The sequence below is a fragment of the Pelovirga sp. genome (assembly GCF_059864205.1).
Window position 1 is genome coordinate 1 of the sequence record NZ_JCBCBS010000214.1, and the last position, 10,706, is coordinate 10,706.

Annotated in this window: 11 protein-coding genes; 8 read left to right on the forward strand and 3 right to left on the reverse strand. The window is 52.5% G+C overall.

What is annotated here, in order from left to right:
* Positions 1–1,174 (reverse strand): acetyl-CoA C-acyltransferase (locus tag AC6F7T_RS13250; RefSeq protein ID WP_500719587.1); only part of this gene is annotated, 1,174 nt, incomplete at its 3' end.
* A gap of 90 nt (positions 1,175–1,264) precedes the next feature.
* On the opposite strand from AC6F7T_RS13250, the gene AC6F7T_RS13255 reads away from it, so the two are divergent.
* The 4 genes from AC6F7T_RS13255 to AC6F7T_RS13270 all read left to right on the forward strand — a co-directional run bounded on the left by AC6F7T_RS13255 (position 1,265) and on the right by AC6F7T_RS13270 (position 4,732).
* Positions 1,265–1,462, forward strand: a complete 198-nt coding sequence (locus AC6F7T_RS13255) for a hypothetical protein (RefSeq protein ID WP_500719589.1) — start codon at positions 1,265–1,267, stop codon at positions 1,460–1,462.
* Between the two features lie 163 nt (positions 1,463–1,625).
* Positions 1,626–2,189, forward strand: coding sequence for an LUD domain-containing protein (locus tag AC6F7T_RS13260; protein WP_500719591.1), 564 nt, complete (start codon positions 1,626–1,628; stop codon positions 2,187–2,189).
* Between the two features lie 150 nt (positions 2,190–2,339).
* The gene (gene ldhH / locus AC6F7T_RS13265; RefSeq protein ID WP_500719593.1) at positions 2,340–4,535 is read left to right on the forward strand and encodes an L-lactate dehydrogenase (quinone) large subunit LdhH; all 2,196 of its coding nucleotides are present in this window, start codon (positions 2,340–2,342) and stop codon (positions 4,533–4,535) included.
* A complete protein-coding gene (locus AC6F7T_RS13270) occupies positions 4,532–4,732 on the forward strand; it encodes a hypothetical protein (protein ID WP_500719595.1) in 201 nt (66 codons plus the stop codon). The genes ldhH and AC6F7T_RS13270 overlap by 4 nt, the downstream gene beginning before the upstream one ends.
* A 411-nt stretch (positions 4,733–5,143) precedes the next feature.
* On the opposite strand, the gene glnA is transcribed toward AC6F7T_RS13270, so the two are convergent.
* Positions 5,144–6,472, reverse strand: coding sequence for a type I glutamate--ammonia ligase (gene glnA, locus AC6F7T_RS13275; protein ID WP_500719596.1), 1,329 nt, complete (start codon positions 6,470–6,472; stop codon positions 5,144–5,146).
* 435 nt (positions 6,473–6,907) lie between these two features.
* Positions 6,908–8,470 carry an AAA family ATPase gene (locus AC6F7T_RS13280; RefSeq protein WP_500719598.1) on the reverse strand — a complete coding sequence of 521 codons (1,563 nt, stop codon included), beginning with the start codon at positions 8,468–8,470 and terminating at the stop codon, positions 6,908–6,910.
* 206 nt (positions 8,471–8,676) lie between these two features.
* Here AC6F7T_RS13280 and AC6F7T_RS13285 point away from each other — a divergent pair, with 206 nt between their 5' ends.
* The 4 genes from AC6F7T_RS13285 to AC6F7T_RS13300 all read left to right on the forward strand — a co-directional run.
* Positions 8,677–8,892 carry a hypothetical protein gene (locus AC6F7T_RS13285; protein ID WP_500719600.1) on the forward strand — a complete coding sequence of 72 codons (216 nt, stop codon included), beginning with the start codon at positions 8,677–8,679 and terminating at the stop codon, positions 8,890–8,892.
* 34 nt (positions 8,893–8,926) lie between these two features.
* On the forward strand, positions 8,927–9,385 hold the full coding sequence (locus tag AC6F7T_RS13290) for an iron-sulfur cluster-binding oxidoreductase (RefSeq protein ID WP_500719602.1): 459 nt from the start codon (positions 8,927–8,929) through the stop codon (positions 9,383–9,385).
* Positions 9,382–9,936 carry a hemerythrin domain-containing protein gene (locus tag AC6F7T_RS13295; protein WP_500719604.1) on the forward strand — a complete coding sequence of 185 codons (555 nt, stop codon included), beginning with the start codon at positions 9,382–9,384 and terminating at the stop codon, positions 9,934–9,936. The genes AC6F7T_RS13290 and AC6F7T_RS13295 overlap by 4 nt, the downstream gene beginning before the upstream one ends.
* Before the next feature lie 347 nt (positions 9,937–10,283).
* On the forward strand, positions 10,284–10,706 hold a 423-nt coding region (locus tag AC6F7T_RS13300), incomplete at its 3' end, for an AAA family ATPase (RefSeq protein ID WP_500719606.1).

Consider the following 10,706-nt stretch of genomic DNA (forward strand, 5'->3'; position numbering starts at 1 on the left):
AAATCAGCTCAAAGATCGCTGCTACCGCTTCACCGCCACCAATACACAGGGTCGCCAGGCCGTATTTCTCGCCCCGGACCTTCATCTCGCGGAGCAGGGTGGCGGTCAGGCGCGCGCCGCTGGCGCCGATGGGGTGACCGATCGAGACCGCACCGCCGTTGACATTGACCTTCTCTGGATCAAGTCCAAGCAGGTTGATCGCTACCAGAGGAACAGCGGCAAAAGCTTCGTTGATTTCAAACAGGCCGATATCGCTTAACTTGAGCCCGGCTTTACGGCAGCATTTGCTGATCGCATCGATCGGAGCTTCAGCGAATTTGTCTGGGTGAATGCTGTTGGTTGCGCCGGCAACCAGCCTGGCGATCGGCTTGAGGTTGTGGGTTTTTATTGCTTCTTCGCTGGACAGTAGAGAAATTCCCGCGCCATCGTTGATGGTTGAAGCATTGCCGGCGGTAATGGTTCCGGTCTTGCTGAATGCCGGACGCAGGTCACCGAGTTTGTCTATTGCGCCGCGAAAAGGTTCCTCGTCAGCCGCAACGGTGGTTTCTCCCTTACGGGTTTTGATAACGATCGGTGTCAGTTCGTCGGCAAAGGTGTTGTTGCTGACAGCGGCCCGGGATCGCTCATAAGAGCGTCCGGCAAAGGCATCCTGCTGTTCACGGGTCAGGCCGTGGGTTTGAATCCAGTCATCAGTGATCTCCCCCATGTGGCGCCCGGAATAGGGATCGCGCAGACCGTCGAAGATGATCAGATCAACCAGTTCACCATTGCCGAGACGCTGACCGAAGCGCGCTTTAGGCAGTGCGTAAGGCGCTTGAGACATGCTTTCCATACCACCGGCAAGGACGATGTGGGCGTTGCCGAGGGCGATTGCATCAGCCGCCAGCATGATAGACTTCAGGCCGCTGCCACAGACCTTGTTGATCGTCATGGCCGCGGTACTGTCCGGAATGCCTGCCAAGCGCATGGCCTGACGCGCCGGAGCCTGGGCAGCGCCCCCCTGGAGAACCTGGCCGATAATAACTTCGTCAATTGCCTCGGGTGGCAGTGTTGTGACATCCAGAATATGCCTGATGGTTTGTGCCGCCAGTTCCGGGGCGGTCAGCTCGCTAAGCGTTCCGCCAAAGGAGCCAAAAGCTGTACGTTTTGCGCAGATGACGTAGATATCGCTCATAGTTTGATCCTTTGTGAATGATTGGTTGCCCTTGCATTGATTTGGCAAGTATAGCAAGGATTGTTCCACGATCAAAAAACGTTTTATTTCATGTGGTTGCCCAATCGCGTTGGGATATTTTCCAGCTTTGCTGAGTTTAAAAAGAATCAAAAACGTAAAATAACTGATAAAAAACATAAAAAACAGTTATTTGTAAATGAATCAAAAATGAATCAAAACACGACAAGCATGAATCAGTTGTTCTCTGGAGAGGGGCGCAGGGATCGCCAAGTTCCTGTGCTGCTGTGATTTGGGCGCGGTATTTTTGCTACTTGAAAAACAATGCTTATTGACAAAGGTAAGAAGATTATACTATGGAAGTGGTAAGACCAAAATTGCAATTTCGTATCACGCTTATTTTTTCCGGTTGTACCGGTAGAACGGAATCAACGTTTTATGGGGAGAATGCGCCATGGCAGAAAAAAATCTGGTTTACCGTTTTGCTGAAGCTGCCGGTCGTGTCGGGGCTGCCATTGTACCTTGTGCCACATTGCAGGATGCGGCTGACTATGTCGGGCGTCATGCCGTCGGCAATATCCTGATTCCACAAACCGCGCTGGCTGAGAAGTATGGCTTGCGTGCCATGACGGCGGCGGCTGGGGGGGAAGTGTTCGCTGGTAGTTTCCGTGATGCCGGGCAGTTGCCGGGCGCCGGGGTGACCTTCTGCAATTTCGCCATGGCGGATACCGGTACGGTCGTGCTGGAAAGCACCAGTGAAGATGTCCGTTTGGCAACAACCATCCCCGAAGTCCATTTTGTTATTCTCGACCCCGCCAAAATCCTCGCTGACAATCTGGCCGCAGTTGCTCCCATGAATACCCTGTACGCAGGTTCTGAACCGCGCTTTGTTGCTTACATCACTGGTCCCAGTCGTACTGCTGACATAGAACGGGTACTGACCATTGGCTGCCATGGTCCACGTGAACTCCATATTCTGCTTGTCCCTGATGTATCTGATGATCTGATGGAGATATAGGCGACAGATAACCATCGGGCGCGATAAATCGCGCCTCCACAAGAGTGATATTCGTGCCACCGATACGGATGTAGGGGTGCAATTTATTGCTCCCGACGTTGTTGATTTGATACAGCAAGAGATCTGACTACGATTGCTGAGGAGAGAACCATGGCCGAAACTGCCGATTTTAAAAAACGCGTTGAAAATGCCCTGGGCAAACCCAAGCTCAGCGAGGCTTTGCACCTGTTTGGCGATGCCTACCTGATCGCCCGGGAGAATGCCTTTCGCGGGCTCGATTTTGATCAGATGCGCACTGAGCTGGCGGAAATCAAGGACGATGTCAGGGTGCGGCGTAAAGAACTCCTTGCTCAATTTATCACCAATGCTGAAGCAGCAGGCTCCAGGGTATTTGTCGCCAAAAACACCCGCGAGGCTAACGATTACGTGGTGAATCTGGCGCGCGAGAAAAATGCCCGGTTGATCACCAAGTCCAAATCGATGGTCTCGGAAGAGGCTCACCTCAACAAAGCCCTTGAAGCTGCCGGGATCCGCGCCGCCGAGACCGACCTGGGTGAATGGATTGTGCAGCTGGCCGGTCAGCGCCCCTCCCACCTGGTGATGCCCGCCATCCATATGTTCAAGGAGGAGGTTGCCGAGCTGTTCAGCAAGGAGATTGGCGAACCCCTCGAAGCGGATATCAAGACCCTTGTTGATGCAGCGAGAAAACAACTGCGCAAGGACTATTTCGATGCCGACATCGGCCTGACCGGCGCCAATTTTCTGGTGGCCGAAACCGGTGGCATCGGTCTGGTCACCAATGAGGGCAACGCGCGTTTATGTGCCACCCTGCCTAAGGTTCATGTGGTTTTTGCCGGCATCCACAAGCTTGTCCGCAGTATTGAAGATGCCATCAAGATCACCCGCCTTTTGCCGCGTAATGCCACCGGTCAGTTGCTGACTTCCTATGTAACCTGGATTCGCGGTGCGGTACCGACCCCCGGCAATGACAAAGAACAGCACATCGTGCTGATTGATGGTGGTCGGGAGGCGCTTTACGAGTCACCGGTGTGCCGCGATGCCCTGCGCTGCATTCAGTGCGGCGCCTGTGCCAACGTCTGTCCGGTGTATCAGACTGTCGGCGGTCATGTCTTCGGCAGCATCTATATTTCCGCTATAGGTGTTATCCTTACCGCTTTTTACGAGGGGCTGGATAAGGCCAGGGAAATCACCCGCGCCTGTATCGGCTGTCGTTCCTGTACTGCCGTCTGCCCGGCCAACATCGACCTTGAGGAAATCATTCTCCATCTGCGTCAGCAGGTCACCAAAGAATACGGCATGGGACTGGTCAAAAATATCACCTTCAAGGCGGTTATGCGCAATCGCGCCCTGTTCCACACTATGGTCAAGGCCGCAGCCAAATTGCAGAAGCCGGTCACTCAGCCAAAAGAAGGACAACCTGCTACCCGGGTGATCCGTCATCTGCCGATGCATTTTATGGACAAGGATCTGACCCAGTGGCGCGATCTGCCGGCGGTGGCACCCAGGTCGTTCCGTGATCTTTTTGCCGAAATTGACCAGAAGGTTAATAACCCGCGCTATCGGGTCGGTTTTTTTGTTGGTTGCGGAGCCGATTTTGTCTATCCACAGGTGGGCGTGAGCCTGGTCAAGGTACTTAACCACCTCGGGGTCGAGGTGGTTTTTCCGAACGCGCAGAACTGCTGCGGTATCCCCGCCCTTTATGCCGGTGATACCGAGACCGGGGTTGAACTTGCCAAGCAGAACGTCCAGGCGTTTTATGAGGCCGCTGTCGACTATGTGCTGTGTGTCTGTCCGACCTGTACCATGGGGGTGAAGCGCGACTTTGTCGAACGTCTGGTCGATGATCCGATCTGGTCGCAGCGGGCTGTCAGCCTTTCAGAAAAAACCATGGATGCCGCCGCCTTCTTAGGGAATGTGCTCAAGGCTTCCGACCTGCTCAATCCAGCATCTGCTGCCGGCATAACCTACCATGATTCATGCCATTTAAAGCGTGGCAATGATGTCTGGAGAGAGCCGCGCGCGCTGTTGAAGGCTGCAGGGTATCAGCTTGAAGAGATGAAAAACAGCGATCGCTGCTGTGGTTTCGGCGGCACCTATTCTTTTTTGAGCCACCCGCAGATTTCCCGCCAGATTGCCGCTGACAAGGTCGAGAGTATCAAGGTAACCGGTGTCAAAACCGTTGCCATGGACTGCCCCGGCTGTATGATCATGATCGGCGGCAGTATGGGCAAGGCCGATTCGACGGTACGTTGTGCGCACACCATGGAGTTGCTGGCCGAGTCTCTTGGGGCGGGTCACGGTAGCAAAAACAGGGGGAAATCATGAGTGGACGTCTAGCGCTTGTCGATAACCTGTGCCGAAATCCGGAAAATCACCAGCGGCATCTCTGCGAACTCAAGGCCGCCGGACGGTATGATGAAATCGAGCGTCTGGTTGTTGCGCCGCGTTTTATCTGTGGTAATTGCGGGAGCAAAGCTAATGAAGCGGGGGCTGTTTGTGCCCCCGGCCCGTGGCAGGAGTAGAATGATCAAGAATTTTATTGACAGGTACCGGGCGGTCACTATATTAAATGGTCTGACCAGAGTGTTTTGAGCTCAGATGGTACCCGACAACTGTCGGTTGATAAATAAAAACCCAAAAACTTCGTTTTTTGCCGTGAGACTCTCTCTCCCACGTGCCTGGCCTCGTCAGGATCTCCTCCCTGACGGGGCATTTTTTTTGATGGCGTCGCAAAAACTCACCAACTGCTGTGTTGCTACAAATGTCTCACGTGCTTCCACGTACATAAGTACGCCTCATTGGCCGACATTTGCGCGCCTTGCATTTAGTACCCTGTAACCCATAATCTAGCGCACCAAAATCCAGCGCAATTTTTGCGACATCTTATGAGTTGCAGGGTACTTGCGCTTTTTGCCCAGCCATCCGAATGGCGGTCAGAAGTTTTTCATATAGGTGTTAATTTCCCAATCGGTAACCGCCGTACGCCAGGCATCCCATTCTTTCTCTTTCCCCTCAATATACTTAATATAAATGTGATCACCCAGGGCCTGTTGCGACAGGGGGTTATCTTTCATTGCTTCAATCGCTTCATGCAGGTTGGCGGGCAGACAGGTAACACCGGCGGCATCCATCTCTGTCTGGGTCATGTGATAGATATCCATGTTGACCGGATCCGGTGCCGGAAGCTTGTTGACAACTCCATCCAGGCCGGCTTTGAGCATCATTGCCAGAGCCAGATACGGATTGCAGGAAGGATCAGGGCTGCGTACTTCGGTCCGGGTACTTAAGCCGCGGGACGAGGGGATGCGCACCAGCGCTGAACGGTTGGAGCCGGACCAGGCTACATAAACCGGTGCCTCATAGCCGGGGACCAGGCGTTTGTAGGAGTTGACCAGCGGGTTGGTGACGGCCGTAAAGCTGCGCGCGTGAGTTAAGATACCGGCAATATAATGGTAGGCAGTGGTACTGAGTTTCATTGGGCCGTTTTCGTCAAAAAAAGCATTGGTGCCATCAAGGTTGAACAGGGACTGGTTGGTGTGCATCCCCGAACCGTTGATGCCGTAGACCGGTTTGGGCATGAAGGTCGCGTGAAAGCCATGTTTGGCAGCGATGGAGCGCACCACCCACTTGAAGGTGAGGGTGTTATCGGCAGCGGTCAGGGCGTCAGAGTATTTAAAGTTGATTTCATGCTGTCCTTCGGCCACCTCATGATGGGAGGCTTCAACTTCAAAGCCCATGGCCTCGAGGGTATCGATGACCTCGCGCCGACAATTGATACCGCTATCATCGGGGTCGACATCAAAATAGCCGGCGACATCATTGGTACGGGTTGAAAGAATCCCGCTTTCATCCTTCTGAAACAGAAAAAATTCACACTCGGTACCGACGTTCATGGTGTAGCCGAGGTCTTTGGCTTCGGCAAGAATCCTTTTCAGATTAACTCTGGGGCAACCAATAAACGGGGTTCCGTCAGCTTTGTGTACGTCGCAGATTATTCGGGCTGCGTTGACACCGTTTCTGCTGCGCCACGGCAGAACGACGAAGGTATTGAAGTCGGGTTTCAAATACATGTCTGATTCGTTGATGCGGACAAAGCCGTCAATCGACGAGCCGTCAAACATCATCATGCCATCCAGAGCCTTCTCGATCTGACTGATCGGCAGAGCAACGTTTTTCATGAAACCGAAGATGTCGACAAATTGCAGACGGAAAAAGTTGACATTGTGTTCCTTGATGGCTTCCATGATGTCGTAACGGGTCATAAGCGCTCTCCAGTATGGTGGGGGTTGATGAACAATGAATCGCGGCGGGCTGAAATGTTCGGTCAGCAGCCATTGTACTTGATTCCGGGTTGCCGATAAAGCCGCTCATTATGAACCCCATATTGATAACTCCAGCCAGGGGAGGAATTTGATATGGTGTTTCGGGGGACATAATACCTATTTCTAAATATATTTGGTAACGGTTCAGCACCGGATCTTCGGATTCTATGACAAGGGACGCGATTGTTTCCCGTTGGGTCATCCATGGCCGCTTGTTGTCGCCGTCCATGGCGACAAACACCCTTGCCCCAGGAGCCAAAGGCCCTGCGCAAGGATAGTGCTGAATAGTTACTATATTTGTTGTAAGCCCCCTGGAGATGCGTGACAGCGCGACGGAACGCCGGCCTTATCACATCCAAGCTGGTACAGCGGGCTCTAACCGGTCAAGTTTTCCTTGACGTGTTTTCCAGCCGTTTTCACTTCTGTCAGCTCATCAATGGTCATACTGATGTTCCTTTCCGCCGCTGTCAGCGGCTCCGCACGGGCAACTTGAAAGTCCAGCACCTGTTCATCCGCATCCGAAAAACTGTTCCCCTGCCGGGAGCGTTGCTGGATCCGTTGTCGTAACAGCTTCTCAGTCATCTGAAAATCGAGGATGTTGAAGGGGCATTGCCGCCTGGTCGCGAGTTGTACGAACTGCCGGCGATCAGCGTGCCTGATAAAGGTGGCGTCGACAATGACACTGAATCCGGCAGCAAGGATGGTATCGGCCAGTTGGTTGAGGTGGTCGTAGGTTTTGGTGTTCGCCGCCGCACTGTAAATCCCCTGCTCGATGGAGGCCTTGCCGGACTGGTTGGCCCCAAGGTGATGAAGGCGCTTGCGCTCCAGATCGGAATGGATACAAATGGCTCCGATATGCGGTGCCAGTTCGTTGACAAAGGTTGTTTTCCCCGATCCTGACAACCCGTGGGTGATCATCAGTTGTTGCGGCTGTGTTTGCGTGTAGCTCCCGGCAAGGCCCAGATAGGTTTCAAATTGTTCAAGATCAGCCTGCTGCTCCTGCGTTGACAGGTCCGGCTGGCGCAGGCGCAGGGCAAGGACTTTGGCCCTGACCATGGCACGATAAACCTGATAAAAGCGCAACAGCTTAAGTCCGTCATAGTCACCAGTATGGCGCAGGTAGGCATTGAGAAAGGCCCAGGCGTACTGATGTTGAGCGCGATTATCAAGGTCCATCACCAGAAAAGCGATGTCGTTGATGGTGTCGATCCAGCGCAGGTTCTTGTTGAATTCGATACAGTCGAATAAAAGCGGCTGGTCATGAAACCAGGCCATGTTGGCCAGATGCATGTCGCCATGGCATTCGCGGACAAAACCTGCCTCGCGTCGCGCAACCAGGACAGACTGCAGCATTGCGAAGGTTGCTCCGCTCCATTGTTCGATAGTGCTGACAGGACGTAGCGCTGCGCTGTCGGGGAGAGCCGATCTGATCTGTTCAACATTCTGGCGTATCGGCTTGAAGACACTCTCAGGCGTGCCGAAATGGCTGCGCGGATCTGCTTGGGCTGCCTGCCGGTGAACAGCAGCAATTTTTTCGGCAAACGCGATTAACGCAGCAACACCCAATCTGCCTGCTGCCAGCATCCGATCGAGCTGATTTTCCTGGGGAAAACGGTGCATTTTTACCAGGTACGCCAGCGCCGGTTCCTGGTTCAGCTGCGGTCGGTCGAAGGATCCGCCGACAGGAATGACCGCAAGATAGAATTCCGGGGCGAAACGGCGGTTGAGGCGCAATTCTTCGGTGCAGAAAAAGTGGCGTTTAGCATGGCTGGAAAAGTCGAGAAAACCAAAATTGACCGGTTTTTTCATCTTGTAGGCATATTCACCACTTAAAAAAATCCACGAAATATGGGTTTCAATCAGTTCGGCTCCCGGTTCCGAGGGGCCGAAGAAAGAAGGTTTGCGCATGTTGTGGACCAGCGTGAGATGCCTTTCCATAGCGATGCCTTAGGGCTGTAAACACAGTTAAAAAAGATATTCCCGTTAATCTGAAGTCTAATAGATGAGATAGGTTTCGCAAGGTCTTTATCTTCGCTTGACATTCTCGCCGGAAAAATAACAAAAAAAGTCATAATTGATCCAGGTCATGTTTTTGCCGCTGATTTTCCTCTAGTCTGACCTCACATCAAACCAGGGAGGACAGCATGGAATTACATCAAGATATTGGCAGTCAGGCCATTCAGGACGTGTTGACGGTTCATCCACAGATTGGAACTATTCTCGAAAAATTCGATATCGGCTGCGTCAGTTGTCGTGTCGGTATCTGCCTGCTCAAGGATGTGGTGACGATCCACGCTCTTGGTGAGCAGGTCGAGGCGCAAATCGAACAGGAAATTAACGAGTACCTGACATCGGTATAAAAATACAAAAACCCCAGACAACAGGAGATAAATCATGAAAAATCTTGCATGCGGTTGCCCCGGCAGCCAGGTTCGCAGCGTTGAAAAAGTCACTCCGATCAGCCGGAACACCGAAAGGATTGAGTCGGAATTGCGTCAGTGGCCGACCCAGTTACACCTGGTGCCACCCCACGCCCCCTGGTTGCAGGGTGCTCATCTGCTCATCGCAGCGGACTGTACCCCTTTTGCCTACGCTGAGTTTCACCGTGACTTCATCAAGGGGCGGGTATTGGTCAACGCTTGTCCGAAGTTGGATGACACCAGCAATTACGTGAACAAACTGACGGAGATCCTGCAGCAGAACGATATCCAGTCGGTTACCGTCACCATCATGGAAGTTCCCTGTTGTCGCGGCATGGCGATCATGGCCGAGCAGGCGGTCAAGGCATCAGGTAAGGATATCCCTCTTGAGATCGCCATCATCGGCGTTGCTGGAGAAAGGAGCAACGGATGAAAACAGATATCACTCAAGTTATGGTTAAGGAGCATCAACTGATTCTGCGGATGATTGCGTTATTGGAGAAAAATGTCGCGCTAATGGAGCAGGGGCGTTTCCGCAACTGGCAGTTTTTTCTTGATGCGGTCGATTTTATCCGTAACTACGCCGACCGTTTTCATCATGCCAAGGAAGAAGATGTGCTGTTCGTCGAGCTGATCAGCAACGGTATGCCGGAAAAGCAGTCACCGATTGAAGCAATGCATATCGAGCATGACCAGGGGCGCGCTTTTGTTCGTGCTATGGCAGAAGCGGCAGAAAAGGCTCTGGCCGGCGAAACCGGGCAGATTCCGGTGATTGCCGAAAACGCTGCCGGTTATATCGCGCTGTTGCGCGAGCATATCGACAAAGAAGACAATATCCTCTATCCCCTGGCCGAGCGGATTCTGCCGGAAGAGGTGCGGTCGCGCATGGTCAAGGCTTACGATAAGGCGAAGGGGTTGATGCCGGGGTTGGAGGAAAAATATCAGCGGCTGGTTGAGGAGTATGAGCAGCAAGCAGCTGCGTGAAAACTAAAATCATTTAAAAACAGCAGGATAGAAAAAAACAGAACAGAAAAGGTAATATTTTATAAAATGATTGTTGACAATCATTATCAATTGGGATATAAATATAATCAAGTTCAGGGGCGTTGTGGCAGGCGTTGCTGAGCTTACGCAAGGGGAAGTCTCTCTCTTCTCAAAAACCTCTCTTAAGGTGTGTCGCCCCGTGATCCCCTCCTGGTCACGGGGCATTTTTTTGTCCTGCGTAAATAGATAATATCCTTTTTTGTCGTGCGGTTTCAACTGACCTGATGCGGTGTTTGTGGTATAGAAGCTGTTGATTTTAGCTGTTTAATGCATATCTACGGGACATCATGTACAAAGAATACTTCGGATTAAAGGAAGCCCCCTTTTCCATCGCGCCCGACCCGCAATTTCTCTACATGAGCGAACGGCATCGTGAGGCGCTGGCTCATCTTCTGTATGCCATTAAGACTGACAGCGGTTTTGTGCTGCTGACCGGCGAGGTCGGCACCGGCAAGACCACGATCTGCCGTTCTCTGTTTAATCAGATCCCCGATGATGCAGAAATCGCATTTATCCTTAATCCCAAGTTGTCGGTCGTTGAATTGCTGGCAACCATCTGTGACGAACTGGGTGTCGCATATCCCGCCGGCAATACCAGTGTCAAAATTTTTGTTGATCGCCTGAATCTGTTCTTGCTTGATGTTCATAGTCGGGGTGGCAAAACCCTGCTGATCATTGATGAGGCCCAGAATTTAAGCAGCGACGTACTG

Bases quoted from the DNA above. Each gene is read 5' to 3' on its own strand.
- AC6F7T_RS13285 (WP_500719600.1), top strand. From the start codon at position 8,677: ATGGAATTACATCAAGATATTGGCAGTCAGGCCATTCAGGACGTGTTG.
- AC6F7T_RS13260 (WP_500719591.1), top strand. From the start codon at position 1,626: ATGGCAGAAAAAAATCTGGTTTACCGTTTTGCTGAAGCTGCCGGTCGT.
- AC6F7T_RS13280 (WP_500719598.1), bottom strand. From the start codon at position 8,470: ATGGAAAGGCATCTCACGCTGGTCCACAACATGCGCAAACCTTCTTTC.
- AC6F7T_RS13255 (WP_500719589.1), top strand. From the start codon at position 1,265: ATGTGGTTGCCCAATCGCGTTGGGATATTTTCCAGCTTTGCTGAGTTT.
- glnA (WP_500719596.1), bottom strand. From the start codon at position 6,472: ATGACCCGTTACGACATCATGGAAGCCATCAAGGAACACAATGTCAAC.
- ldhH (WP_500719593.1), top strand. From the start codon at position 2,340: ATGGCCGAAACTGCCGATTTTAAAAAACGCGTTGAAAATGCCCTGGGC.
- AC6F7T_RS13270 (WP_500719595.1), top strand. From the start codon at position 4,532: ATGAGTGGACGTCTAGCGCTTGTCGATAACCTGTGCCGAAATCCGGAA.
- AC6F7T_RS13290 (WP_500719602.1), top strand. From the start codon at position 8,927: ATGAAAAATCTTGCATGCGGTTGCCCCGGCAGCCAGGTTCGCAGCGTT.
- AC6F7T_RS13295 (WP_500719604.1), top strand. From the start codon at position 9,382: ATGAAAACAGATATCACTCAAGTTATGGTTAAGGAGCATCAACTGATT.